Source organism: Comamonas denitrificans (assembly GCF_042654745.1).
In the GTDB taxonomy this organism is placed as follows: Bacteria; Pseudomonadota; Gammaproteobacteria; order Burkholderiales; family Burkholderiaceae_C; genus Comamonas; species Comamonas denitrificans.
Genome location: NZ_JBHSEY010000056.1, coordinates 17,632 through 44,187, shown reverse-complemented (window position 1 = coordinate 44,187; position 26,556 = coordinate 17,632). Strand labels below are relative to the sequence as shown.

Here is a 26,556-nt window from a genome sequence, read left to right as displayed (position 1 = left end):
TCCTGTTTGGACACAGTGGATGGATGGTGGGCCGCGGCCATTTTTATAGTTTGGTGCCCGGTTGAATCACGCGCAACACTTCCGCCCCATAGGCTTCGAGCTTTTTGGTGCCAATGCCGCTGATGCCGTGCAAATCGGCCAGGGTTTGCGGGTTGCGCTGGGCAATGCCCACCAGCGTGGCATCGTTGAAGATGACGTAGGCGGGCAGGTCGTGCGCCTTGGCCACTTCGCTGCGCCAGGCTTTGAGGTTGATAAAGCGCGCCTGCGCATCCGGCCCCAGGTCTTGCGCGGCGACGTTGGCCGGGGTGGCTTTGGGGCGGCGCGTGCGGGTGGCGGCCAGGCTTTCGCGCAGCAGCACCTGCACCTGGCCTTGCAGCACGGCGCGGGAGGCATCGGTGAGCGTGAGCGTGTCAAACACATGGCCGCTGTTTTCGCTGGTCACCTTGTGCAGTCCCAGTGCGCCGGTGGCCAGCAGCTGGCGCATGATGGCTTTGAGCTGCGCCTCGGAGTACTGTGCGCCCACGCCAAAGGTGGAAATGCTCTCGTGCCCGTACTGGCGCACTTTGTCTGAATCTTTGCCGCGCAGCACGTCGATGATGTGGCCCGCGCCAAAGGTCAGGGCGCTTTTTTGGTGTACGCGGTAGATGGTCGAGAGCAGCTTGCGCGCCGCATCCGTGCCATCCCACAGCGCGGGCGGCTGCAGGCAGTTGTCGCAGTTGCCGCACGGGCCGCTGGCTTCGCCAAAGTAGGCCAGCAGGCGCTGGCGGCGGCAGTCGGTGGCCTCGGCCAGAGCGAGCAGGGCATCGAGCTTGCCGCGCAAGATGGCTTTGAAGGCTTGCTCGGCCTCGCCCTCGTCAATCATGCGCCGCTGGTTCACCACGTCGGCCAGGCCGTAGGCCATCCACGCCTGCGCGGGCAGCCCATCGCGCCCGGCGCGGCCGGTTTCTTGGTAATAGCTTTCGATGTTTTTGGGCATATCCACGTGGGCCACGAAGCGCACATCGGGCTTGTCGATGCCCATGCCAAAGGCGATGGTGGCGACCATCACCACGCCTTCTTCGCGCAAAAAGCGGTGCTGGTGGCGGGCCCGCACCTCGGGCGGCAGCCCGGCGTGGTAGGGCAAGGCGTGGATGCCGGACTGCTGCAGCTTCTCGGCCAGCTCTTCGACACGGCGGCGCGACTGGGCATAGACCACGCCGGCATCGCCCGCGTGCTCGTGCTGGATAAAGCGCTGCAGCTGCGCAAAGGCATCTTTTTTTTCGACGATGCGGTAACGGATGTTGGGCCGGTCAAAGCTGCTGATGAACTGCTGCGCGTTTTGCAGGTGCAGGCCCTGCACCATGTCGGCACGGGTCAGGTCGTCGGCGGTGGCGGTCAGGGCAATGCGCGGCACGCCCGCATAGCGCTCGTGCAGCAGGGCCAGTTGGCGGTATTCGGGGCGAAAGTCGTGCCCCCATTGGCTGACGCAATGCGCCTCGTCAATGGCAAACAGGGCCAGTTGCCCCTGGGCGTACAAGGCATCGAGCAGGCCCAGAAAGCGCGGCGTGACCAGCCGCTCAGGGGCCACATACAGCAGCGTGATTTGCCCGCTTTGCAAGCGCCATTCAACCTCTTGCGCCTGCTCGTAAGATTGCGATGAGTTGAGGAAGGCGGCATCCACCCCGGCCTCGTGCAGCGCCCCCACCTGGTCGTGCATCAGCGCAATCAGCGGCGAGACGACGATGCTGCAGCCCAGCCCCTGCTGCTGGCGCACGATGGCCGGAATCTGGTAGCACAGGCTTTTGCCGCCGCCGGTGGGCATCAGCACCAGCGCATCGCCCCCGGCGGTGACGTGCTCGACAATGCCCTGCTGTGGCCCGCGAAAGCTGTCGTAGCCAAAAATATCGTGTAGAACGGAGTGCGGGGTGGGTGCCAAAAAGTATCCTCCAGGGTTTGCCAGAAGGGTATTTTCCCCTCAGCGGTTCACGATGGTGCTGAACGCGGCGGCGTTCTGTTTGAGAAAGGAGTGCTGAAATGAAAAACATCACCTCTGCATTCGGCTTCGCCCTGTTGCTGGCCTCGCCATGGGCAGCGGCGCAAAGCCAAGACAGCCCCAGCCTGTACCTGCAAGCGGGCAGCGGCAGGCATGGTGCTTATACCGCAACGCTGGGGGTGACCCTGCCCTGGAACTGGGCGCATGCCCTGGGCAGCGGGCAGCTGACGGGGGCGTGGGATCTGGGGCTGGGCACCCTCTCGGCCCGCCCTGAAGGGGCCCAGCGCCGCAGCGTGACCGCCTTGGGTGCGGGCATCAATCTGCGCTGGCGGCCTGCCCAGGGCGCATCGCGCTGGTTTGTGGAAGCGGGCACGGGCCTGGTCTGGCACAACCGCCACTACGCCAACGGCGATAAATACTTCGGCACCCGCTACAACTTTGCCTCGCACCTGGGCGTGGGGCGCAACTTCGGCCCCCAGGGCCGCCATGCCTTGGCGCTGCGGGTGCAGCACCAGTCCAATGCCGGACTGAAAAAACCCAACCCTGGCGATAATTTCCTGCTGCTTCGCTATGCCGTGGCTTTTTAGAACGTGAAAGCCTCAGGAATTTAAACTTTTACCAATAGCTGCTACCGCTTTAAAAATCAGCAATTTCATAAAAAACAAGCTTGAAATTGTTGAATTTAAAGCGCAAGCAGCTCCTTTTTTTATTGTGGCCAAAGAAAAAACCCTTTTTACCTGCAACGCCTGCGGCGGCACCTCGCCGCGCTGGTTGGGCAAATGCCCCAGCTGCGGCGCGTGGAACAGCCTGGTGGAAACCGTGGCCGAGTCGGCCAGCGGTGGCAAAAACCGCCTGGGCACGCCCCAAGGCTACGCCGGGCTGGCCAATGCCCAGCCGGTCACCCCGCTGGCAGCCATCGAGGCGCAGGATGTCGCCCGCACCCCCAGCGGCCTGAGCGAGCTGGACCGCGTGCTGGGCGGCGGCGTGGTCGAGGGCGGCGTGGTGCTGATCGGTGGCGACCCCGGCATTGGCAAATCCACCCTGCTGCTGCAGGCCATGGATGCGCTGCAGCGCAGCGGCTTGCCCACGCTGTACGTCACCGGCGAAGAAAGCGGGGCGCAGGTGGCGCTGCGCTCGCGCCGTTTGGGCATTGAGGGCAGCCAAGTTAATTTGCTGGCTGAAATTCAACTCGAAAAAATCCTGGCCACCATTGATGCCGTGCAACCGGCGGTGGCGGTGATTGACTCCATCCAAACCGTGTACTCCGACCAACTGAGCAGCGCCCCCGGCTCGGTGGCCCAGGTGCGCGAGTGCGCCGCCCACCTCACCCGCATGGCCAAAAGCACGGGCATCACCGTCATCTTGGTCGGCCACGTGACCAAAGAGGGCGCCCTGGCCGGGCCGCGCGTGCTGGAGCACATGGTCGATACGGTGCTGTACTTTGAGGGCGACACGCACAGCCCGCACCGCCTGATTCGCGCCATCAAAAACCGCTTTGGCGCGGTGAACGAAATCGGCGTGTTTGCCATGACCGAGAAAGGCCTCAAAGGCGTTTCCAACCCCAGCGCTATTTTCTTGAGCCAGCACAGCGAGCCGGTGCCCGGCAGCTGCGTGCTGGTCACGCTGGAAGGCACGCGCCCGCTGCTGGTCGAAATTCAAGCCCTGGTCGATGGCGGCAGCCCCGCGCCCCGGCGCTTATCGGTGGGCCTAGAGCGCGACCGCCTGGCGATGCTGCTGGCCGTGCTCAGCCGCCACGCCGGTGTGGCCTGTGCCGATCAGGATGTGTTTGTGAATGCCGTCGGCGGTGTGCGCATCAGCGAACCGGCGGCGGATTTGGCCGTGATGCTGGCCATCACCAGCAGCCTGCGTGGCAAACCGCTGCCGCGCGGCTTTATCGCCTTTGGCGAAGTGGGCCTGGCCGGCGAAATCCGCCCCGCCCCGCGCGGCCAAGAGCGCCTGAAGGAAGCGGCCAAGCTGGGCTTTACCACCGCCATCGTGCCCAAAGCCAATGCCCCCAAACGCGCCATCCCCGGCCTGAGCATTCATGCAGTGGAGCGCGTGGATGAGGCGATGGACACCTTGCGCGGCTTGGAGTAAGGGCTGCGCACCCCCGGCGTAAAATCCGCCGCGTGAGTGCCCTATCCCATAAATTCGATTGATTTGACCGAAAGAGACCGTCCCCATGACCACCACCACGGCCCCCGTTGAACTGACCGCCCACGACCTGAACCCCGCAGGCGATTTTTACTGCCCCCACCCCAAGGCCGACATGAAGCTGTGGAACAGCCACCCCCGCGTCTATATCGACGTGGGCCACGATGGCCAAGGCAAGTGCCCGTACTGCGGCACCGTGTACCAGCTCAAAGCGGGCGAAGTGTTCCAGGGCGGGCACTGAACGGCTGCGCCCGCGCTGCCTTGACCTTGCCCAAGGGCTGGCCCTGCTGCCAAGCCCTTTTTTCTTGCCTTCTTGGCGTGCCTTCTTTTTTCTTTTGAGCTGATGCGCATCTTGCACTTTGTCACTGGCGGTTTTTCTGGCGCAACCCAGGTTGCCATCGACCTGTGCCTGGCCGCCCAGCGCACGCCTGGCACGCACACCCTGCTGGTGCTGCGGCGCAAACGCAACACCAGCGCCGCCCGCGTGCAGGCGCTGCGCGACCAGGGGCTGGACGTGCGCGTGGTCTCCAACTGGCTGCACGCCCTTACGGTGTGGGAACTGCGCCGCATCATCCGCAGCTGGCAGCCCGATGCCGTCTTTGCCCACGGCTTTAGTGACCACATCTGGGGCCGCCAAGCGGCCGTGGCCGAAGGCGTGCCGCGCATCTTTCACGTCGAACACAACAGCCGCGAGCGCTACACCCCCCAGCGCCTGCGCCAAGCGCTGGCACTGGCCCCGTTCACCCAGGCCAGCATCGGTGTCTCCGAAGGCGTGCGCCAGGCGCTGATAGAGCGCGGTTTTCCGCCCGAGCGCTGCATCGCCATCTTGAACGGCATTGCCCTGGAGAAATTCCCCGACAGCCTGCTGCCCGCCCACTGGCAAGACCGCGAACCTGCCATCCTCATGGCCGCGCGGTTTGGACGGCAAAAAGACCACGCCACGTTGCTTCGGGCTTTGGCGCTGCTCAAAGCGCAGGGGCTGCAGCCTCGGTTGTATTTGGCTGGGGCTGGCAGTACACGACTGCGCAAGCAGATGGAGCGTCTGGCGCATACCCTGGGACTGCACGAGCAGGTCGTTTTTTTAGGCAAGGTGGCTGATGTACCGCAGCGGCTGGCAAAAACGCAGGTTTTCGTCCTCGCCACGCACTGGGAGGGAATGCCACTGGCCCTGGTTGAGGCCATGGCGGCTGGCTGCGCCTGCATCACCAGCGATGCCCCTGGCGCACGGGATGTACTGCAACACCAGCACGATGGTTTGATCGTTCCCCACGCCAACCCAGCCGCTTTGGCGCACGCCTTGGAGCAATTGCTGACCCAGCCCGATTACGCAGCGCAACTCGGCACGCAGGCCCGCCACACTGCCCTGACCCGCTATGGCGACGAGCAAATGGCGCAGCGCTACCAGGCGTTGTTGGACATGCCGCTTCTCCCGGCCACCAAACCAACCACTTAATGCAGCGGCAATTGTGGCGGCTGCGCTCTGGCGTTGCCCCAGGCGAGTTGAAGTTTCATTTTCAGCTTGCGCAACCGCTGGATCAAAGTCAGCCGATCGCGTCCCCCCTGCCAAATACTGCTCTCGGCACTGGTGTCGTCCAAGGCCACCACGCTGGGGAATACGCCAAAAGTGCGCACGCCGTTCTCAAACCAAAAGCGCATATCGACATCCACGGGCCGCCCAAACGGCACCCGACTGGCCAGCAGCTTCTGCGCCCCAGCCCGGCTAATGACATACGCCGCCGCAAAGCTGGGTACGCGCCGATAGGTAATCAACTCCACCCCGGTATTGGCCAATGGCGCACGTTGGGCAATTTTTTCTTGCGCTCGCCCATACAGCTTGACCATGTCCCAGCTCTGGGGCGGCAAATCAGCGATCGCTTGCAGCACTGACGGAAAGTTGGGCAGCAAGCGCACATCGTCCTCCAGGACCACCAAAGCCGGCGCATCGCTGGCCAACAATTGCTGCCAAGCTAGGACATGGCTGGCATAACAGCCCTTTTCACCATTCCCCAAAGGCTTGAAGTACTGACGCTGGTTGAGTGCGGGACTACAATGCTGAGTTTGGATTTTTTCATCCAAATCAGCCCAATACACTGCATCCAAACGCTGGGCGGATAAGCCCAGCATTTTTGATTGCTCCACCATTCTTGTGCGGCGAAGAGCGTCTTTTTCCAAATTGATATAGATAATTGGCAGAGGCTGCATAATATTTTTTAAAGTACTTTGTTAGTATGCCACAAAACTTCGAAATTCGTGTTATTTCATTAAAAAATCAACTTGATCGCAGAGAAAAAATAAACAATCTATTTGATAATAAGAATATTAGATGGTCGTTTTTTGATGCAATATCTGGCAAAGATATTCAACCATTCCTGCGCATGTATGACAGAAAAAAGCGACTGCAAACGCCTGGCTACGACTTAAGAGACAATGAAATTGCATGTTTTTTATCACACCGTGCAGTTTGGCAAGAGTGTTTGAAAGAGAATAAATCCTTTTTAATATTAGAAGACGATGTTTCAATCAATACCAGTCTACCCCGTTTTCTAGATAGTATCAATAACATTATTGAAACCGTTGCCGAAAATAATTTATTTATTCGACTCGGGAATACTTTTAAAAAAAAATATATTAAAGTACACTCGATTAATAAAAATCTAAACATTACTCGATATTACAAAGACCCTTATGGCGGATTTGGATATTTGATATCTCCATTGATAGCAAAAAACCTCATCAATAATAGCAATATTTTCTGGACACCGGTTGATGATTTTCTTTGGCGGGGATGGGATCACGACTCCTGTCTCCTTGATATTTGGCCAAGTCTAATATCAACATCTGATATTGACAACCCATCAAGTATTGGCGACAGAAAGAAGCCAAAAATAAGCCTCTTCAAAAAAATAAAGCGTGAATTTTTTCGAGCCATCGAAAACAAGCAAAAAAACACATACCAAAAAACCATCATTTCAAGGATTGAAAAAAATGAATTTAATATTACAAGATAAAAATATATATAGAAATTTTGTATTTATTCTTGCTAATATTTCTGTTTTTCTGTTCTTCGCTCTTCTTCTCCCAACCAAATCAGGGCATTCAATTGCCATCATTGCTGGGCTCACGGCTTGTATTTTATCAATTCCTCTTTGGGAAAAAAATAAAATAACAAAAGAAATAAAACTCGCCTGTTTCTTTCTTTTATTTCTTGGATTATTTTGGAGCCATACCTTCAACGATATTTTTTCAATAAGCCTCAAGGGGGATTATTTGCTTAGATATCTAATAGGTACATTTTTTCTTATAAGCTTTACAAACATAGGCATCCATAAAAAATCCATTACTTATGGCATAGCCATAGGAGCAGTACTTTCCGGACTCGTCGCAATCTATCAAAGCCAAACGATAGGGAGAGCTGAAGGATTTACCAATGCTGTTCGATTTGGAAATATTGGAATGATGATGTTTTTGATATGTTTAACCGCATCACTATCTAAATATTTCTCAAATAAGGAGCGGATTTTTTATTTAATTACTGGGATCTTTGGATTAATCACATCAATCCTCTCTCTATCAAGAGGTGGTTGGTTGATCTTATTAATTATTCCGACAATTTTATTGCTTCTGATAAAAAACAGAAAAATCAAGATCCTCTCATTAGTAATTTCAATTCCACTGATTTTCGCCTTCGCAAGCGTCCCACCGGTAGAAAAAAGAATTGATCAGGCAAAAGACGAAGTTATTGGCTACATCAATAACAGAGATAATTATATAGAAACGTCGATTGGAGCACGGCTAGAACAATGGAAAACAGCATTTTTGATGGGATTGGAAAAACCTTTATCAGGCTGGGGCGATCAAGAGCTAAAGAATGGAAAAGTACAATTTATTGAGCAAGGGATTTCTGATCCCTCAATTATGAACTATCACCATGCTCACAATGATTTTCTTGAGCAATGGGCAAGAAGAGGAATTATTGGAGTATTTACACTAATTATTATTTATACAGCGCCAATTTATTTGCTACGTTCGAGTACAAAAAAAATCAATGACCAAGAGAGTAGATTTTTTATTATTACTGGAATAATAATTTATTTTGGATACTTTATTTCTGGCTTAACTTCCGTATTTTTCACTTTTGTCATTAGCCATAACTTTTATTTATTCTCCTTTATTTTTTTACTATCTGCATCCGAATACAAAAACTCAATTCACCTAAAAAAAATTCATGGAAACAGTTAAATTAAACTACTGGGCCGGGCACAAAAATTTCGGCGACGAACTTTCACCCTATCTGATTAAAAAAATCACCAACAAAAAAATAATTCATGCCAATCAAAAGGAAATTAATAAGCTAATAGCACTAGGATCCATCATTGATTTTAATAATATTTATAGTAAAAGCCATATTTGGGGAAGTGGAGTTTTAGCGGAAGACTTTATTAACCCTCATCGCCTTTTACCATTGAATAAAATTTTTCGTAAAAATTACTACCGATCAAAAATTCATGCAACTCGAGGGCCGCTCAGTCGTAAAATACTTACCGATCTTGGATTTACCTGCCCAGAAATATACGGCGACCCGGGAATAATAGTTAGGCATTTTTATACCCCACAACATCAAATTAAAAAATATAGAATCGGTATTATTTTTCATCAAACTCATCAAAAACTCATTGACGAAAATTTAGAATTATTAAACAATGAAGGCATAAAAATAATATCTATTAATCGAGAGGGGGACTCAGAAGTAGAGAATTTTATTGATGACCTACACTCATGCCATTCTATATTCTCAACATCCTTGCACGGCATTGTAATTGCACAAGCGTACGGAATACCATTTCAGTGGTTAAAGATAAAGCATACAAGTATACATAGGGATGAAGAATTTAAATTCAAAGATTACTTCCTAGGAATAAATACGCCTCCCCAGCCGCCTTTAATCATCGAAAAAATCAATAAATCCACGATTGAATCTATGAAAAAATTTAATTTTCAAAGTAATAATATTCCTGATTATCGGACTATTCTAGAGGCATTCCCAAAAGAATTTTTGTGATCATTTTAATAAAAAATATATTCATCCAAATAAATAATAAAATATTTGAATATTAAAATTATAAAAATAATCCATAAAAAAAGGCCACTGATCGTGGCCTTTTTTATTTTCAGGATGAAAACGCTTACCGAATCAACATCACCGGAACGCTGCAATTGGCCAGCACCTGGGTACTGACCGAGCCCATCACCAACCGCCCCAGCGCCCCGTGGCCGTGGGTGCCCATGATGATGAGGTCATACTTTTCGTCCTCGGCAATGCTGGCGATGATGTCGCCGGGGTGGCCAACTTCGAGCCGCTCTTTCGGGAAGATGCAGCTTTGCTCCAAGTACTTGCGCACGGGATCGAGCACTTTGGCTCCTTCCTCGCGGTAGTACTCATCCACCATTTCTTTGCTCAACACCGCGCGGGCGCGCGGGGGGATGGCGGGCAGCACCGTCAGGGCCGTGAAGGTGTTGCGCCCGGCGTTGATCAGCTCATCGTGAGCGCACAGATAGGCCAACATTTTTTTGGAGTAGGGGCTACCGTCAATGGCCAGCAAAATTTTCATGGTCAATCTCCCAAAATTCTAAAGTGAGGGGTAAAGGGTACCGGGTGCAGGCCAGCAGACTGTGCCTGCCCAGTGGTGAATGGGTGCTTAGCACACGATCATAAAGCTTGCGCCAGCCCTTGCTGCGCTGGCGCAAGGGGCAAGCACAGCGGCACCCGCATGTTGGCGCTTGCTTGGGTGAAAAAACAAGGAAAACACCGAAAAAACCATGTCATAATTTTAATGAGAATTATTCTTGTTTACATTTATCGTCATGAAACCATCCTCTCGCACCCCGGCGCACCCGCGCCATCCCGTGGCTTTGGCCACTTTTTTAGTGTTTGGTCTGGCCCAGGCCGCCACGGCGGCTGACGATGCCCTGCTGGCCGCCGCACCAGCTGGGCAGCACACCTTGCAAGCCGTCACGGTGACGGCCACCATGACCGAACAAGAAGCCCGCACCGCGCCCGCCAGTGTGACGGTGGTGACCGAGGAGGAGCTGGCGCAGCGCAATGCGGCCAACCTGCTCGATGCCGTGCGCGGCACGCCGGGGGTGACCTTTCAGGGGCGGCAAGTGGGCGGGCGCAAGACGCTGGCGCTGCGCGGCATGGAGGGCAAGCACACGCTAACGCTGATTGATGGGCGGCGCATCAGCGCCAGCGATGACGTGATTGGCCACTCCGACTACCAATACGGCTGGCTGCCCATGGCGGCAGTGCAGCGGGTGGAGATCATCCGTGGCCCGCTGTCGGCGCTGTACGGCTCCGAGGCGCTGGGCGGGGTCATCAACCTGATCACGAAAAAGCCGAAAGACCGCTGGATGGCCTCGATCGGCCTGTCCGGCGCGACGGGGCTGGATTCGGACACGGCGGCAGATGCCTTGCGCACCTCGGTGTATGCCGCTGGCCCGCTGGGCGAGCAATTCAACCTGGCCATCAACGCCGAAAAGTCTTACCAGGGCAGCACCGTGCTGCCGGAAGACCGTGCCCAGTCTGAAATCGAGGGCAACCGCACGCGCAGCCTGGGCCTGACCGCCAGCTGGCAGCCCTTGGCCGGGCATGAGGTGGAGTTTGGCGTGCAAGACGGCCTGGAAAAGCGCGATTCCGACGACATCAACCGCACCCCCACGTACTACCACAACCGCTACGAGTTAGATCGCACGCAAAAGCACGCCAGCTGGAATGCCGATTGGGGCAATGGCTGGCGCAGCCAGTTGCGGGCCTACCGCAGCGACATCAGCATCCGCAACTTCCGCAACAACGGCGTGGCCGCCACGCGTCCGCAGGACATGCGCGACAGCGTGGTGGACGGCCACGCCAGCACGCGCTGGGGCAGCCACCAAATCACCGTGGGCGGCGAATGGCGCAAGGAAGAGCTGGTCAATGCCGGGCTGAAAAACGGCCAGGACGAGGCCACGCACAAAGCCCTGTTCGTGCAAGATGAGTTCGCCCTGGGCCAGAACCTGATGGCCACCCTGGGCCTGCGTGGCGACCACCACGAAATCTTTGGCTCAGAAGTCAGCCCCCGTGCCTACTTGGTGTGGGAGGCCAGCCCGAACTTGGTCGTCAAGGGCGGTTATGGCCACGCCTTCAAAGCGCCCACGCTCAAGCAGATTTCGCCTAACTACGTCGGGGCCGAGGGGCCGCACTCCTTCCTGGGCAACGGCAACATCCAGCCGGAAACCTCCAACGCCTTTGAGCTGGGTGCCAACTGGCAGGCCGCGCCGCAGCTGGCACTGCGGGCCACGGTGTTCCATACCGAGGTCAAGCAGCTCATTACCTACCGCCTGCTGCAAAAAATCGGCCCGCGCAGCATTTACCAGTACGACAACGTGGATGCCGCCCGCATCCAAGGGCTGGAAGCGGGCTTTACCTAGGACATCACCCCGCGCCTGCAGTGGAACAACGATGCCACCTGGCTGCACACCCGCGACAAAACCACGGGCCAGCAGTTGAACGACCGCCCGCGCGTAGCGTGGAACTCCACCCTGGTGTGGCAGGTGCAGCAATGGCACACCCAGCTGGGCGCAGAAACCACGGGCAAGCAGCAAAGCGCCAGCGGCAAGCTGCCCGCCTACACGCTGTGGAACGCCAGCGTGGGCCGCGCCTGGAAACTGGGTGGCGAGCGCCAGCTGCACCTGAGCACCGGCATTCAGAACCTGGGCAATGTGCGCATGCAGGAGGAGTCGCCCAACTTCGGCTGGGCTGAGCAGGGGCGGCGCTTCTTTGTGAATGCGCGGATGGATTTTTAATATAAAAACAATAGCTTCTTCCGCTTTATAAATATGGATTTCAGATATAAAACTATCTGAAATCTATTATTCATTTGCGGAACCAGCTCTTGATAACTACCCCTGCGGGGTTGGTCTGGCTGCAATGAAAAAATTTTTCCAATTCTGGTGTGCCTGGCTGCTGGCACTGGGCTGCAGCGCGGCCTGGGCGCAGCCGCCCGGTGCGGTGCCCTCGGCCTCTGCGCAACAGCCGCCGCTGTCGGTGCTGTTCATTGCCACCGGCAACGTGCCGGCAGGCAAGTTCCGCCAACTGGCCGCGATTGCCGCGCCCTACGGCGTGGCGGTGCAGGTGCGCTACCTGCACCGCATTGCCAAGAACAGCGACGGCGGGCTGTGGCAGGGGCACGACGCGGTGTTTTTTGACAGTTACCTGGTCGATGAAGTGCGCGAGCACCTCGCCCCCGCCCTGCCCCACCTCACGCAGCCGCACATGTGGCTGTACGGCCCGCAGGCCCAGGCCAGCGGCCTGCCCGATGCCGTGGCCCAGCGCCTGCACCCTTTTTACGTGAATGGCGGGCGGCAAAATTTCGAGGGCTTTTTCGCCACCTTAAGCGCCCATCTGCGTGGCCAGCCTGCGCCAGCGGTGGCTGATCCGGTGCTCTACCCCAAAGCGGCGATTTACCACCCCAAAGCAGCGCAGCAGGTGTTTGCCACCGCGCAGGAGTATTTCGCCTGGAAGGGCGTGAACCCCGCCGCGCCGCGCAGCCAGCGCCCGGCCATCGTTGGGCTGGCGCTGCACCAGCAGTACATCGCCTCCATCCAGACGGCGTTTATCGACGACCTGATCGAACGCATCGAGGCCAGCGGCGCCATCGCCCTGCCGTTTTACACGCCCATGATGGAGCCCAAAGGCTTCACCCGCCTGCTGCAAGACGCGGCGGGCCGCCCGCTGGTGGATGTGCTGATCACCACGCAAATCATGCTCAACGCCGAAGACCGGCGCACCGAGTTTGCCGCCCTGGGCGTGCCCGTGCTGCAGGCCATGCCCTACCGGCGCGGCGAGCCGGCCGACTGGGAAAAAGACCCGCACGGCGTGGCGCTGATGGACGTGCCCTTCTACCTGGCCCAGCCCGAATACGCCGGCGTGACCGACATCCAGGTGGCCGCCGCCACGCGCAAAAGCGATGAGCAAATCGTTGCCATCGCCCCGCAGGCCCAGGCCGTGGTGAACAAGGCCGTGCGCCTGGCCAAACTGCAAAGCACGCCCAACGCCGACAAGCAGGTGGCGGTGATGTTCTGGAACTATCCGCCGGGGGAGAAAAACCTCTCCGCCTCGTTCCTGAACGTGCCGCGCAGCCTGCGCCACGTGCTGGACGGCATGCAGGCGGCCGGCTACGACACCACCACGCCCGAAGAAGACGCACTGATCGCGCAGCTGCAGCACCTGCTGGCCCCGGCCTACCGCGCAGGCCGCTTGCAGCCCCTGTTGCAAGCCAATCTGGCCGAGCTGCTGCCGCTGGCCGACTACCGCGCCTGGCTCACGCAACTGCCCGAGGCCACGCAGGCCGCGCTGCATCAAGCCTGGGGCGACCCGGCGCAGTCGCGCATGGTGGTGCAGCGGGGAGGAAAAGAATTTTTCGTCATCCCGCGCCTGCAACTGGGCAAGGTGCTCATCCTGCCGCAGCCGCCGCGCTCCGACGGGCAGGTGAGCAAGGAAAAAGCCATCTACCACTCCACCACCGCCCTGCCCTCGCACTATTACTTCGCCACCTATTTGTGGACGCGCCAGCGCGCCGATGCGCTCATCCACTTTGGCACCCACGGCACGCAGGAATGGCTGCCGGGCAAGGAGCGCGGCCTGTCCGTGTACGACCCGCCCCTGCTGGCGCTGGGCGACATCCCCGTGGCCTACCCCTACATTGCCGACAACATCGGTGAAGCCACCCAGGCCAAGCGCCGGGGCCGCGCCACCATCATCAGCCACCAAACGCCGCCCTTTGCCCCCGGCGGCCTGCACGAAGCGCTGACGCACATGCACGACCTGCTGCACCAATGGCTAGCACAGGACGAAGGCGCGGTGAAGGAACGCACCGCCATCGACCTGCTGGCCGCCGCACAAAAAGAGCGCGTGGTGGCCGACCTGGGCCTGACCGTGCCCCAAGTGCAGGCCGACTTTGCCGGTTTTGTGCGCCAGTTGCACGACCACCTGCACGAGCTGGCACAAACCGCCCAGCCGCAAGGGCTGCACACCTTTGGCAAAGCACCTGAGGAGCTGCACCGCCTGGGCACTGTGCTGCTGATGCTGGGCCAGCCCTTTTGGGATGCCGCCGCCATCCACACTGGCGTGCCACCGGAAGATGCCGACGAAGCCCTGGTCGGCCCCTGGGAACAACTGGCGCAAACCGCGCCCTACCAACTCTTGCAGCGCCACGTGGTGCAAGGCGAACCCGTGGACGACCTGCCCGAGGCGCTGCAAAAATCTTTGCAGCAGGCCCGCACCGCCTACGCCAACCTGGGTGCCCAGGGCGAGCTGACCGGCCTGCTGGCTGTGCTGGATGGCAAGTATTTGCCCACCTCCTACGGCGGCGACCCCATCAAGAACCCCGATGCCTACCCCACGGGGCGCAACCTCTACGGCTTTGACCCCTCGCGCGTGCCCACCCAACAGGCGTGGGAGGCAGGCAAGCAGGCCGCCGAAAACCTGATCGCCGAACACATCCAACTGCACGGCAAAGCGCCGGAAAAACTCACCTTCAGCCTGTGGTCGGTGGAGACCATGCGCCACTTCGGCCTGCTGGAAGCGCAGGCGCTGTGGCTGCTGGGCGTGGAGCCGGTCTGGGATGCGGGCGGGCGCGTTACCGGCGTGCGCCTGGTGCCGCGCGAACAACTGGGCCGCCCGCGCGTGGACGTGGTGCTATCGGCCACCGGCCTGTACCGCGACCACTTCCCCAACGTTATGAAGCAACTGGCCCAGGCCGCGCTGCTGGCTAGCCAGGCCAGGGACGAAGCCGACAACCCCGTGGCCCGCAACGCCCAGCGCATCGCCCAGCAGCTCATCGCCCAAGGGGCCGCCCCCGAAGTGGCCGCGCAGGCCGGGGCCACGCGCATCTTTGCCTCGGCCAGCGGCAACTACGGCACTGGCCTGGACGATGCCGTGCTGGCCAGCGATACCTGGAGCGGCAAAGAGGAAGGCGACCGCAAGCTGGCCCAGCTCTACCTGTCGAAAATGCAATACGCCTATGGCCCCGATGAAAAACAATGGGGCCAGGCCGGCGTGGCCGGGCTAGAGGGCCGCCAAGGCGTGAACCTGTACGCCGAGCACCTCAAGGGCACGCAGGGCGCGGTGCTCTCGCGCAGCTCCAACCTGTACGGCATGCTGACCACGGACGACCCCTTCCAGTACCTGGGCGGCATCGCCCTGGCCGTGCGCCATCTCGATGGCAAAGCACCCGCGCTGTACATCAGCAACCTGCGCGGCGCAGGCAGCGGCCGGGTGGAAGGCGCGGCGCAGTTCCTGGCCAAAGAGCTGGCCACGCGCCAGTTCCACCCCGGCTACATCCAGGGACTGATGCAAGAAGGCTACGCCGGCACGCTGCAAGTGCTGGATGCCACCAACAACTTCTGGGGCTGGACGGCGGTGGCCCGCGAAATCGTGCGCGACGACCAGTGGCAGGAAATGGTCGATGTCTACGTGCGCGACAAGCACAAGCTGGGCCTGACAAAGTGGTTTGAACAGCAAAACCCCCACGCCCTGGCGCAAACCATGGAACGCATGCTGGAAGCCGCCCGCCAAGGCTACTGGCAGGCCGACGATGCCACCGTGCAAGAGCTCAAAGCGCGCTGGCAGGATTTGTCGCAACGCTTTGACGTGCGCACCGACAACGCGGCCTTTGCCGCCATGGTTGGGGCCAGCGCCCAGCCGGGCATCGGCTTTGGCATGGCCGCGCCCAGCGCCACACCCACCGCCGCCGCGCCCCAGGGGGCCCGCGCTTTGCCTGCACCACCGGCGGCCGCAGCGCCAACGCCCAAGCGGCCCGAGCCGCCCGCCGCAGAACCGCCGCCCGCGCCGGAACCCGCGCCGGAACCCGAGCCACAGCCCGAACCAGAACCGCCGCCGCAAGCCGAGCAAGACCCCCCGCCCATCAGCGGCGTGCTGCTGCAACCCGTCACTGCGCCCGATGCACCCGACAACCCGCCCTGGCGCAATCTGGCCCTGGGGCTGGGCCTGGCCACCATCACGGCAGGCGGCGCATGGCGGCAGCGGCGCAAGGCAATGCTGTAAATAAAAATAGCTGTTTGCGCACTAAATAAAACAATTTCAAAGCTATTTATTCATGAAATTGTTTAAATACAAGCGGAAACAGCTCCTAAATTAACCAACCCAACCGATTTCACAAGGAGCTTGAACCATGACCAACCCCATCGAAATGGCGATGTACGACATCAGCCAGTTCTTCCTCTACCCCGTGCTGCTGGCCATTGCCGCGCTGTTCGTCCACGCCTTCTACGCGCTGGGCGCGTTTGCCTGGCAGGCGTGGCAACGCACCCAGGGCAAACCGGCAGGCTTCGAGCTGCACGCCCTGCGCCGCGCCGACCCCGGCTGCGACCTGGTGGCGCTGGAGACCGTGGCCGTCAAACGCCTGGAATTTGCCCGCATTGCCACCCGCGTTGCACCCATGCTGGGGCTGGTGGCCACCATGATTCCCATGGGCCCGGCGCTCAAAGCCCTGGCCGACGGGGCGCTGCAAGATGTCTCGCGCAGCCTGATGATTGCTTTTTCTGCCGTCATCCTGGCGCTGCTGGCGGCGGCCATCAGCTTTACCGTGGTGAACGTGCGCAAGCGCTGGTATGCCGTCGATCTGGCCGCCATCGAGGCCGAGCTGGCCGGCCAAGCCGCCCCCCAAGCGCCGCCCGCCACCGTCATGCCCCTGAAAAAGCAAGAGGCCGCCGCATGAGTGCCGCCCATCCCCCCGCCCCCGCAGCGCCCATCGCGCACAGCGCCAGCGCCCAAAGCACCCGCCGCCGCCTGCTGGAGGACAGCGACGAGGACGACCCCATCCTCTCGGTGGTGAACCTGATCGATGTGTTCCTGGTCATCATCGCCGCCTTGCTGCTGGCCGTGGCGCAAAGCCCGACCAACCCCTTTACCGCCGAGCAGGTCACGGTTATCAAAAACCCGGGCAAAGAGAACATGGAAGTCATCATCAAGGACGGTGCCAAGATCGAGCACTACAAGGCCAGCGGCGAAATCGGCGAAGGCCAGGGGGCCAAAGCCGGCGTAGCCTACAAGATGAAGGATGGCTCGATGGTCTACGTGCCCGAGGCGGGGATGGCACAGGAGTAGGCGCCTGCGCCACCGCAGACTCAGCCCGCCAGCCGCTGCGCCAGCGCCTGGCGCACCTGCTCCAGCGCCACCGGCAGGCGCGGCCCCAGCTGGGCGAAATGCTCGGCGTGCGATTGCAGCTCTTGCACCCACATTGCGCGGTCCAACGTGGTCACACTGGCAAATTGCGCTTGGCTAAACGGCAGGCCCTGCCACTGCAGATCGCCATAGCGCGGGGCGATGCCAAAGGCGGTTTCCTCGCCCTCGGCCTGGCCCTGCAGGCGTTGCAGAAGCCAGTGCAGCACGCGCATGTTTTCGCCGTAGCCGGGCCAGACGAACTGGCCGTCTGCCCCTTTGCGAAACCAGTTCACGCAGTAAATGCGCGGCAGGGTGGCACCCTGGGCCTGCAGTTTTTCGCCCAGCTCCAGCCAGTGCCGAAAGTAGTCGCCCATGTGGTAGCCGCAAAACGGCAGCATGGCAAACGGGTCGCGGCGCACCACGCCTTGCTGGCCAAAGGCGGCGGCGGTGGTTTCGCTGCCCATGGTGGCGGCCATGTACACGCCTTCGACCCAGTTGCGCGCTTCGGTGACCAGCGGCACGGTGCTGGAGCGGCGGCCGCCAAAGATAAAGGCATCAATCTTCACGCCCTGGGGGTCGTCCCAGGCCGGGTCGAGCACCGGGTTGTTCGTCGCCGCCACGGTAAAACGGGCGTTGGGGTGGGCGGCCTTGGCCCCGGTTTCCTTGGCAATGGCCGGGGTCCAATGCCGGCCCTGCCAGTCGATCAAATGCGCCGGCAGCTGGCCGCCGTGGTCGGCCTCCAGCCCTTCCCACCACACGTCGCCATCGTCGGTCAGCGCCACGTTGGTGAAGATCACGTCGCGGTGCAGGCTGGCCATGCAGTTGGGGTTGGTTTGCAGGTTGGTGCCCGGTGCCACGCCAAAATAACCGGCCTCGGGGTTGATGGCCCGCAGGCTGCCGTCGGCCTGCGGCTGAATCCAGGCAATGTCGTCGCCCACGGTGGTCACGCGCCAGCCCGCAAATCCTGCCGGCGGCACCAGCATGGAAAAGTTGGTCTTGCCGCAGGCGCTGGGGAAGGCCGCTGCAATGTGGTGCTTCACCCCTTCGGGGCTGGTCACGCCCAGGATCAGCATGTGCTCGGCCAGCCAGCCCTGGTCTTGCCCCATCTTGGAAGCAATGCGCAGCGCCAGGCACTTTTTGCCCAGCAGGGCGTTGCCGCCGTAGCCCGAGCCATAGCTCCAGATTTCGCGCGTTTCAGGGAAGTGAACGATGTATTTCGTCGTCGGGTTGCAGGGCCAGGCGGTGGCATCGGTGGCACCCTCGGCCAGCGGTGCGCCCACGGTGTGCATGCAGGGCACGAAAGCGCCATCGGCCCCCAGCACATCCCACACTTTGCGGCCCATGCGCGTCATCAGCCGCATGTTCACGGCCACGTAGGCGCTATCGCTTAGCTCCACACCGATTTGCGCAATGGGGCTGCCCAGCGGCCCCATCGAGAAGGGAATCACGTACAGGGTGCGCCCGCGCATACACCCGGCAAACAGCGGCTGCAAGGTGGAGCGCATGGCATCCGGGGCCATCCAGTTGTTGGTGGGGCCGGCATCCTCCTGGCGCTCGCTGCAGATGAAGGTGCGGTCTTCCACCCGCGCCACGTCGGAGGGGTCGGTGCGCGCCAGGTAGCTGTCCGGGCGCTTCAACGGGTTGAGGCGGGTAAACGTACCGGCATCGACCAGCTGCTGGCACAGCGCGTCGTACTCTTCTTGGCTGCCATCGCACCAGTGGATGTATTTGGGTTCACACAAGGCCGCCATATCGGCCACCCAGGCAATGAGGCCGGTGTGTTGAACATACGACGGAACGTTTAAATCCAAAGGCATAGCGCCACTCTCCTGATTGTTGAATGTGGCTGCCATCCTAGAAACCCCAGCCCAATACCGCTAGCGGGCTTTCCGCAATAAAAAAGCAGCTCTGGTGCAGAGCTGCTTGAACTTTTGCGTTGCAATCGCGGTGGCCAAAGCAGCCACACAAGGCCTAACGCAGCAGGGCCAGCGTCCAGCGGCTGGAATGGTTGGCCTGGGCCTGCATGGCAACACCCATCTCCTGCAAGATCATGGCGCGGGTTTGGTTGGAGATTTCTTTGGCAAAGTTGGCATCCACCATCCGCCCACGGGACTGCACGGCGTTTTCGTTTTGAATGCTGATGTTGGCAATGGCGCTTTCAAAGCGATTTTGCACTGCCCCCAACGTTGCACGGGAGCGGCTCACGGTGTCGATTGCGCTGTCGATGCGCTGCAAGCCCTCCCACGCCCCGGCTTGGCTGCTTAAATCAATGCCGCGCAGGCCCTGGGTTTGCTGGGCCTGACCGCTGGCAGCAAAGCCGTTGCTGCCCGAGGCGGCAATGGCCACATTGGTCGGGTCTTGGCCGGGATCGACGCTGGCGCGGTATTCAAGGCTGCTGCCGTCCTGGCTTAAAAAAGCGGTCACGCCCGTGTCGGCGCTGCGCTGGTTCACCGTGGCAACCAACTTGCCCAGCGCCTCATCGGCGCTCAAGCTACTGTCTTGCTGCATGACGCTGGTGTAGTTTTTGCCATCGGCCCCGGTGATGGTCAGCGTGACATCGCCAGCGGCCAAGTCGGCTTGCAGGCTGTCTTTTTTGGCCGCATCCACGGCCACCTGGGCACTGGCGTAAGCGCTTTGTCCCAGGCTATCGACCTGGGTGTTGGCCATGCCCCCCACGGTCACGTTGTCGCCCGCACTGGGGCCGACTTGAAAAGTCGCCGCGCTGAAGCTGCCATCGAGCAGTTTTTGGCCATTGAACGCGGTGCTTTTGGCCACCCGATCGACCTCGCCGCTCAACTGGTCAAACTCTTTTTGCAGCTTTTCGCGGTCGGCACTGCTCAAGGTGCCGTTGCCCGCCTGCACCGCCAGTTCGCGCATGCGCTGCAGGCTGTCGTTGGTGGCAGAAAGCGCCCCCTGGGCAGTTTGCGCCAGCGAGACACCGTCCGAGGTATCGCGGGCCACCTGGCTCAGGCCGCGGATATTGCTCAAAAAACGTTCTGCAATGGCAAAGCCTGCCGCATCGTCTTTGGCGCTGTTGATGCGCAGCCCCGAGGACAGGCGCTCAATGGCTGTGCCCAGGGCACTTTGGGATTTTTGCAGGTGGCTCTGGGAAACCAGGGCCAAGTAATTGGTATTGATCACCGACATCGTGCCTCTCCTTGGCGTGGTGCGCAGCATCGAATGCCGCACTGTGCCTACTATTTAAGCACCCAACCTCGTTTTCTTCAAGGTCTTTCTACCCAGCCGCCCCATCCGGCCAGACCCGCTCGGACAGTGCCATCACTTGCCAATGCAAAAGCTGCTGAAGATCACCCCCAGCAAATCATCCGAGGTGAATTCCCCCGTGATGGCACCCAGGTGGTGCTGGGCCAGGCGCAGTTCTTCGGCCAGCAAATCGAGGGCCGGGTCCGTGGTTTGCAGCAGGGCATGGGCTTGCGCTAAGTGCTCGCCCGTGGCTTGCAGCGCCTGCACGTGCCGGGCGCGGGCGATGTACAGGCCTTCAGGGGCCGATTGCCACCCGGCAATCTCCAGCAGGCGCTGGCGCAGCGCATCCAGCCCCTGGCCGTGTTTGGCCGACAGGCGCAGCCCCGCAGTGGCCGCTGGCACTGCCGTTGCGGTGTTTGCTATATCTTCTTTATTCCAGATGTGCAGTACTGGAACGCTTTTTGGCAGTTTTTGCGCTAAAACTGTTGCAATGTCTGCGTCAGCAGCTTGGTATTCAGGAGCATTGCTGCGCGTTAAATCGTGCAAAAACAGCACGGCATCGGCCTGGGCGATTTCTTCCCAGGCGCGGGCAATGCCGATACGCTCCACCTCGTCGCTGCTCTGGCGCAGGCCGGCCGTGTCGATCACGTGCAGCGGCACGCCGTTGATCTGGATAGTTTCCTGCACCTTGTCGCGCGTGGTGCCGGCAATGGGGGTGACGATGGCCAGCTCGGCCCCGGCCAGGGCGTTGAGCAGCGAGCTTTTGCCCGCATTGGGCTGCCCGGCAATCACCACCTTGATGCCTTCGCGCAGCAGCGCCCCTTGCTGGGTGCGGGCCAGCACCTGGGCCAGCTGGCCTTGCAGGGTGTGCAATTGGCCCCAGGCATCGGCTTTTTGCAGAAAGTCGATCTCTTCTTCGGGGAAGTCCAGCGTCGCCTCAACCAGCATGCGCAGGTGGATCAGGGCATCGCGCAGCACGGTGATTTCCTGCGAGAACGCGCCCGACAGCGAGCGGCTGGCGCTGCGGGCGGCCACGGCGGTGCTGGCATCGATCAGGTCGGCAATGGCCTCGGCCTGGGCCAAGTCGATTTTGTCGTTGAAGAAGGCCCGTTGGGTAAATTCGCCCGGCTCGGCCAGGCGCAGATGGGGCAGCACGGGCAGGCCCTCGGGCGGGGCCGTGGGGGCCACCGTTTGCGCCACTTCCAGGCAGCGCTGCAGCAGCAGCTGCAACACGACCGGGCCGCCGTGGGCTTGCAGCTCCAGCACGTCTTCGCCGGTGTAGCTGTGCGGGCCGGGGAAGAACAGCGCCAGGCCGTGGTCCAGGGGCTGGCCCTGGCCATCGTTAAACGGCAGGTAATGGGCTTGCCGGGGCTGTAAATCGCGCCCAAGCAGTTGGCGAACAAAGCCGGCCAACTGCTGGCCCGAGACACGCACAATGCCGACCGCCCCGCGCCCGGGTGCTGTGGCGATGGCAACAATGGGATCGTGGCGGCGTGCAAGCATGGGGCAGTCTTTCAAAAAAAATAGGGCAAGGGCAAGAGGGTAGCAAGAACAAAAATGGCCGCTTGCGCGACCATTGTTTGGAGCGGAAAGGGGCTGGGCCTTACTTGGCCGCCGCCGGCTGCTTTTTGAACGGGTGGTTGAACTGCGGGGGCACGCCCATGCGCACGTTAATCACCCACTGCTGCGCAATCGACAGCACGTTGTTGGTCAGCCAGTACAGCACCAGGCCCGCCGGGAACATGAAGAACATGAAGCTGAAGATCAGCGGCATGAACCACATCATCTTGGCCTGCATCGGGTCAGGCGGCACGGGGTTGAGGGCCGTTTGCAGCAGCGAGGACAGCGTCATCAAGATGGGCAGGATGAACAGCGGGTCTTTGGCCGACAGGTCGGTGATCCACAAAATCCACGGGGCCTGGCGAATTTCCACGCTGGAAAGCAGCACCCAGTACAGCGCAATGAACACCGGAATTTGGATCATGATGGGCAGGCAGCCGCCCAGGGGATTGACCTTTTCCTCGCGGTAGATGCGCATCATCTCTTGCTGCATCTGCTGGGGTTTGTCTTTCAGGCGCTCGCGCATCTCGGTGATGCGCGGGTTGAGCGCCTTCATCTTGGCCATGCTGGCATAGGCCTTGGCGTTGAGCCAGTAGAAGGCAATTTTCAAGAGCAGCACCAGGCCAATGATCGACCAGCCCCAGTTGCCCAGCACGCTGTGGATTTTGTCCAGCAGCCAGTACAGCGGCTTGGCCAGAATGGTGAACATGCCATAGTCCTTGACCAGCACCAGGCCGGGGCTCAAGGTTTCCAGCATTTTTTCTTGCTGCGGGCCAGCGAAGAAACGGGCGTTCAGGGTTTTGCTTTGGCCCGGCTCAATTTGGCCCAGGGTGGTGATGGCCCCGGCGGTGTAGAAGTTGGCATCGACTTTGCGCACAAAGTTCTCGCGCTCAATGCCATCGTTCAGCAACCAGGCGCTGGCAAAGTAGTGCTGCACCATGGCCACATAGCCGTTGTCGGTCTGCTTTTCAAAGCTGGCCTTGCCTTTGTCCACGTCTTTGAATTCCACTTTTTGGTATTTACCGGCTTCGCTGTAGAAGGCCGGGCCGGTGAAGGTGGAATAAAACGCGTTGCCGCCGTCAATCGGCAAGTTGTCACGCAACAGCTGCAGGTACAGCTGGGGGTTGATGCTTTGGTTGCCGGTATTGATCACATCGTGCTGCACCGCCACATCGTAAGCGCCGCGCTTGAAGGTCAAGGTTTTGACCAGTTTCACGCCATCCATCTCGGGCGACTCCAGGCGCACGCTCAAGCTGTCTTGCCCGTCTTGCAGGGTGCGCTCGCCCGGCTGCAACTGCATCACGGTCTTGTGCGTGGGGTAGTTGCCGCCAATCAGGCCGGTTTGCGCCACATAGCTGTGCTGGGGCGTTTCGTCCAGCAGCACCACGGGCTGGCTGCGGTCGGCATCTTGTTTGTAGTTGAGCAGCTCGGTGCGCACCACGGTGCCGCCTTCGGTGCTCAAGGTCAGGCGCAACACGTCGGTGGTGATCACCACGGTTTCGCCCACGGGGGCCGCTTCGGCAGCAGCACCCGTGGCATCCACTGCTGTATTTACAGTAGCTGCTGGCGTTGCATTGGCGGTATTTTCAGCACCATTAGTGCTTGAATTTTGCGCTGTTACTGGGGAAGCAGCTGGGAAAAATGTGGCAGGGTTGCCATTGTGGATTTGCCATTTGTCCCACAACATGATGAGGGAGAAAGCAAACACCACCCACAAGATAGTGCGGCGAATATCGGTCATGAGGACTTCTTTTCAGAGGAGGCGGAAGGTGCGGAAGGGCGCAGCAAGCGGCTGAACAAGCGCGGCGCTTGCGCCGGCACAGGGTCGTGCCCGCCCTCGCACCAAGGATGGCAACGCAGCAAGCGGTGCACGGTCATGTAGCTGCCAACGGCAGCGCCATATTGCTCCAGGGCTTGCAGACTGTAGGCCGAGCAGGTGGGCTCAAACCGGCAGGACGAACCCAGCCAGGGACTGAGCAGCAGCCGATAGCCTTTGACCAGCGCCATGAGCAGTTTTTGCATCATGCCAAAACTCCTGGAGCGGCCAGATTGGCCGTGGCCGCAGGGCCAGCGCCACCCAATTTGCGCACCGCGTAGCCAAACAGCTGCTGCAATTCGCTGCGCACGGCCTGGCGCAAAGGCTCCGAGCTGGCGCTGACAAAGCGCTTGGGGTCAAACGCGGCGCGCAGCCGCACCACATACGCCCCGTTAGGCGGCAGCTGGGCCGCAAAATCTTGGGCCACAGCATAAATTTGCCGGCGCAGCAAATGCCGCGTCACCGAGCGCTTGGCCCAGCGTTTGGGCACCAGCGGCCCCAGCCAAGGCTGCGCCTGTGCTTGCCTGGACGGCGCACCAACAACGGCAAACAGGGCCTGCGATGCTGGCTGGGTCAGCGCAACATCGGGCCCTGAAAGGGATGCGGTGGCAGGCTCTGCCGCAGTTGCCGTTGTTTCTAGCACCAAACGGTGCAACACAAAATGCGGCGTACGGGCGCAAACCCCGGCGGCCATCACCGCCTGAAACTGCGCCCGGGTTTTGAGCCTTTGCATCATTGCCTGCCCCATGGCAAGCAGGTGCACTGCCAGCGGCCAGCCAAGCGCGGCCTTAAACGGCCAGGCGCTTGCGGCCTTTGGCGCGGCGTGCGTTGATCACGGCACGGCCACCTTTGGTTTTCATGCGCACCAGGAAACCGTGGGTGCGGGCGCGGCGGATTTTGGAGGGTTGGTAAGTACGTTTCATGGTGCAGTTCCTTGAGAAGGTTCAGTATTTTGGCGGCGCCAGCTTCCTATAAGCCATGCGCTACGCAAGGACGATTGCCCTGAACACATTCAGGGAAACCCGCGATTATCACAGCGTTAAGACCAGCTTGCAATGACCTTGCGCATTTAGGCCACAATAGCGCCCCTTATCTCCCCCTTAGAGAATGCGCCGCGCATGTGGATAACCATTTGAAAAGCTACAATCTGCCTCCTTTGCCGTCAATTTCTATCCACATACCGAGCGCTTGCGAATGACCGAAGATGCCCTGCACAACGCGGGTCAGGGGCTGTGGTTGGCCTGTGTTGAACAGCTCAGCCACGACCTGCCAGAACAACAGTACAACACCTGGATCAAGCCACTGACGGCCAGCGTCAGCGAAGACTTCGCCAAGGTCACCGTGTACGCGCCCAACCGCTTCAAACTCGATTGGATTCGCACGCAATACGCCGGGCGCATCGTGGCTTTGCTGGAAGCCCTGTGCGGCCACAGCGTGACCCTGGAATTGGCGGTGGCCCAGCGTGAATCGGTCACCCGCACCTATGTGCGTCCTGCGGCTGCGGCCGACCAGGGTGCCCCAGCAAGCCATGCCAGCGCAGGGCCCGCGCACGCCCCCACGGCGCAGGAGGCCGCCCCGGCCACCCCCGTTTTTCGCACCCGTTTAAACCCGGCTTTGACCTTTGAAACCTTGGTTGAAGGCACGGCCAACCGCATGGCCCGCGCGGCCGCGCTGCATGTGGCCGGTGCGCCGGGGCAGCTGTACAACCCGCTGTTTATTTATGGTGGCGTGGGCTTGGGTAAAACCCACTTGATGCATGCTGTGGGTAACAAATTGCTGGAGGACAAACCCGATGCCAAAGTGCTTTACATCCATGCCGAGCAATTTGTCTCGGATGTGGTGAAAGCCTACCAGCGCAAGACGTTTGACGAGTTCAAGCACCACTACCACTCGCTGGATTTGCTGCTGATTGACGATGTGCAGTTTTTCGCCAACAAAGACCGCACGCAAGAGGAATTTTTCAACGCCTTTGAAGCCCTGCTGGCCAAAAAAAGCCACATCGTCATGACCAGCGACACCTACCCCAAGGGGCTGGCCGACATTCACGAGCGCCTGGTCTCGCGCTTTGACTCGGGGCTGACGGTGGCCATTGAACCGCCCGAGCTGGAAATGCGCGTGGCCATTTTGATCAACAAGGCGCGCGCCGAAGGCTCAGAAATGCCCGAAGACGTGGCGTTTTTTGTCGCTAAAAACGTGCGCTCCAACGTGCGCGAGCTGGAAGGGGCGCTGCGCAAAATTTTGGCCTACTCGCGCTTTAACCAAAAGGAAGTGTCCATCCAGCTGGCCCGCGAGGCGCTGCGCGATTTGCTGTCGATTCAAAACCGCCAGATCAGCGTGGAAAACATCCAAAAAACCGTGGCCGATTTTTACAAAATCAAAGTCGCGGACATGTACAGCAAGAAGCGCCCGGCCAGCATTGCCCGGCCCCGCCAAATTGCCATGTATTTGGCCAAAGAGCTGACGCAAAAAAGCCTGCCCGAGATTGGCGAGCTGTTTGGCGGGCGCGACCACACCACGGTGCTGCACGCGGTGCGCAAAATTTCGGCCGAGCGCCAGACCAACACCGAACTCAACCAACAACTGCACGTGCTGGAGCAGACCCTCAAGGGCTAGCCCCATCCAGGTTTGCAG

21 protein-coding genes and 1 pseudogene are annotated in these 26,556 nt (G+C 59.7%); 12 read left to right on the top strand and 10 right to left on the bottom strand.

The annotated features are described in order from the left end of the window. Positions 1-43 precede the first annotated feature (43 nt). Entirely contained in the window at positions 44-1,915 is a 1,872-nt protein-coding gene (gene recQ / locus ACFO24_RS11770) for a DNA helicase RecQ (protein WP_377738519.1), read from the bottom strand. A gap of 98 nt (positions 1,916-2,013) precedes the next feature. On the opposite strand from recQ, the gene ACFO24_RS11765 reads away from it, so the two are divergent. From ACFO24_RS11765 to ACFO24_RS11750, 4 genes are all read left to right on the top strand, one after another. Further along, on the top strand, positions 2,014-2,559 hold the full coding sequence (locus tag ACFO24_RS11765) for an acyloxyacyl hydrolase (protein WP_377738518.1): 546 nt from the start codon (positions 2,014-2,016) through the stop codon (positions 2,557-2,559). A 124-nt stretch (positions 2,560-2,683) separates the two neighbouring features. Then, the gene (gene radA / locus ACFO24_RS11760) at positions 2,684-4,069 is read left to right on the top strand and encodes a DNA repair protein RadA (protein ID WP_207574009.1); all 1,386 of its coding nucleotides are present in this window, start codon (positions 2,684-2,686) and stop codon (positions 4,067-4,069) included. An 85-nt stretch (positions 4,070-4,154) separates the two neighbouring features. Continuing rightward, positions 4,155-4,367 (top strand): zinc-finger domain-containing protein, encoded by a 213-nt coding sequence (locus ACFO24_RS11755; RefSeq protein WP_377738517.1) that lies wholly within the window; start codon positions 4,155-4,157, stop codon positions 4,365-4,367. A 102-nt stretch (positions 4,368-4,469) separates the two neighbouring features. Next, positions 4,470-5,579, top strand: a complete 1,110-nt coding sequence (locus ACFO24_RS11750; protein ID WP_377738516.1) for a glycosyltransferase — start codon at positions 4,470-4,472, stop codon at positions 5,577-5,579. On the opposite strand, the gene ACFO24_RS11745 is transcribed toward ACFO24_RS11750, so the two are convergent. After that, a complete protein-coding gene (locus ACFO24_RS11745; RefSeq protein WP_377738515.1) occupies positions 5,576-6,328 on the bottom strand; it encodes a glycosyltransferase family 25 protein in 753 nt (250 codons plus the stop codon). The genes ACFO24_RS11750 and ACFO24_RS11745 overlap by 4 nt on opposite strands. Positions 6,329-6,354: 26 nt before the next feature. Here ACFO24_RS11745 and ACFO24_RS11740 point away from each other — a divergent pair, with 26 nt between their 5' ends. From ACFO24_RS11740 to ACFO24_RS11730, 3 genes are read left to right on the top strand one after another with little or no spacing between them, the layout of a single operon-like run. Further along, positions 6,355-7,134: a glycosyltransferase family 25 protein gene (locus ACFO24_RS11740; RefSeq protein WP_377738514.1), complete on the top strand. Its 780-nt coding sequence runs from the start codon at positions 6,355-6,357 to the stop codon at positions 7,132-7,134. After that, positions 7,112-8,365, top strand: a complete 1,254-nt coding sequence (locus tag ACFO24_RS11735; RefSeq protein WP_377738513.1) for an O-antigen ligase family protein — start codon at positions 7,112-7,114, stop codon at positions 8,363-8,365. The genes ACFO24_RS11740 and ACFO24_RS11735 overlap by 23 nt, the downstream gene beginning before the upstream one ends. Beyond that, a complete protein-coding gene (locus ACFO24_RS11730; RefSeq protein WP_377738512.1) occupies positions 8,352-9,185 on the top strand; it encodes a polysaccharide pyruvyl transferase family protein in 834 nt (277 codons plus the stop codon). The genes ACFO24_RS11735 and ACFO24_RS11730 overlap by 14 nt, the downstream gene beginning before the upstream one ends. 124 nt (positions 9,186-9,309) lie before the next feature. Here the strand turns inward: ACFO24_RS11730 and ACFO24_RS11725 are convergent, their stop codons facing one another. Further along, a complete protein-coding gene (locus ACFO24_RS11725; RefSeq protein WP_207574004.1) occupies positions 9,310-9,735 on the bottom strand; it encodes a universal stress protein in 426 nt (141 codons plus the stop codon). A 253-nt stretch (positions 9,736-9,988) separates the two neighbouring features. Here ACFO24_RS11725 and ACFO24_RS11720 point away from each other — a divergent pair. The 4 genes and pseudogenes from ACFO24_RS11720 to ACFO24_RS11705 all read left to right on the top strand — a co-directional run bounded on the left by ACFO24_RS11720 (position 9,989) and on the right by ACFO24_RS11705 (position 17,288). After that, positions 9,989-11,965: pseudogene (locus ACFO24_RS11720) on the top strand (TonB-dependent receptor plug domain-containing protein). A gap of 124 nt (positions 11,966-12,089) precedes the next feature. Beyond that, a complete protein-coding gene (gene cobN / locus ACFO24_RS11715; RefSeq protein WP_377738511.1) occupies positions 12,090-16,226 on the top strand; it encodes a cobaltochelatase subunit CobN in 4,137 nt (1,378 codons plus the stop codon). Between the two features lie 127 nt (positions 16,227-16,353). Beyond that, the gene (locus ACFO24_RS11710) at positions 16,354-16,899 is read left to right on the top strand and encodes a MotA/TolQ/ExbB proton channel family protein (RefSeq protein WP_207574001.1); all 546 of its coding nucleotides are present in this window, start codon (positions 16,354-16,356) and stop codon (positions 16,897-16,899) included. Then, positions 16,896-17,288 carry a DUF2149 domain-containing protein gene (locus ACFO24_RS11705; protein ID WP_207574000.1) on the top strand — a complete coding sequence of 131 codons (393 nt, stop codon included), beginning with the start codon at positions 16,896-16,898 and terminating at the stop codon, positions 17,286-17,288. Before ACFO24_RS11710 ends, ACFO24_RS11705 begins: the two co-directional genes overlap by 4 nt. Positions 17,289-17,308: 20 nt before the next feature. Here the strand turns inward: ACFO24_RS11705 and ACFO24_RS11700 are convergent, their stop codons facing one another. The 7 genes from ACFO24_RS11700 to rpmH all read right to left on the bottom strand — a co-directional run bounded on the left by ACFO24_RS11700 (position 17,309) and on the right by rpmH (position 24,848). Further along, positions 17,309-19,162, bottom strand: coding sequence for a phosphoenolpyruvate carboxykinase (GTP) (locus tag ACFO24_RS11700; protein ID WP_377738510.1), 1,854 nt, complete (start codon positions 19,160-19,162; stop codon positions 17,309-17,311). 154 nt (positions 19,163-19,316) lie between these two features. After that, entirely contained in the window at positions 19,317-20,492 is a 1,176-nt protein-coding gene (locus ACFO24_RS11695; RefSeq protein WP_377738508.1) for a flagellin N-terminal helical domain-containing protein, read from the bottom strand. A gap of 132 nt (positions 20,493-20,624) precedes the next feature. Next, on the bottom strand, positions 20,625-22,052 hold the full coding sequence (gene mnmE / locus ACFO24_RS11690; RefSeq protein ID WP_377738507.1) for a tRNA uridine-5-carboxymethylaminomethyl(34) synthesis GTPase MnmE: 1,428 nt from the start codon (positions 22,050-22,052) through the stop codon (positions 20,625-20,627). Between the two features lie 100 nt (positions 22,053-22,152). Next, the gene (yidC, locus tag ACFO24_RS11685; protein WP_377738506.1) at positions 22,153-23,850 is read right to left on the bottom strand and encodes a membrane protein insertase YidC; all 1,698 of its coding nucleotides are present in this window, start codon (positions 23,848-23,850) and stop codon (positions 22,153-22,155) included. Further along, positions 23,847-24,134: a membrane protein insertion efficiency factor YidD gene (gene yidD, locus ACFO24_RS11680; protein WP_207573995.1), complete on the bottom strand. Its 288-nt coding sequence runs from the start codon at positions 24,132-24,134 to the stop codon at positions 23,847-23,849. Before yidD ends, yidC begins: the two co-directional genes overlap by 4 nt. Then, positions 24,131-24,658 (bottom strand): ribonuclease P protein component, encoded by a 528-nt coding sequence (locus ACFO24_RS11675; RefSeq protein ID WP_377738551.1) that lies wholly within the window; start codon positions 24,656-24,658, stop codon positions 24,131-24,133. The genes yidD and ACFO24_RS11675 overlap by 4 nt, the downstream gene beginning before the upstream one ends. A 55-nt stretch (positions 24,659-24,713) precedes the next feature. Further along, the gene (gene rpmH, locus ACFO24_RS11670) at positions 24,714-24,848 is read right to left on the bottom strand and encodes a 50S ribosomal protein L34 (RefSeq protein ID WP_003060014.1); all 135 of its coding nucleotides are present in this window, start codon (positions 24,846-24,848) and stop codon (positions 24,714-24,716) included. 271 nt (positions 24,849-25,119) lie between these two features. Between rpmH and dnaA the strand changes: the two genes are divergently transcribed. Beyond that, entirely contained in the window at positions 25,120-26,538 is a 1,419-nt protein-coding gene (dnaA, locus tag ACFO24_RS11665) for a chromosomal replication initiator protein DnaA (RefSeq protein ID WP_377738505.1), read from the top strand. Positions 26,539-26,556: the final 18 nt, after the last annotated feature.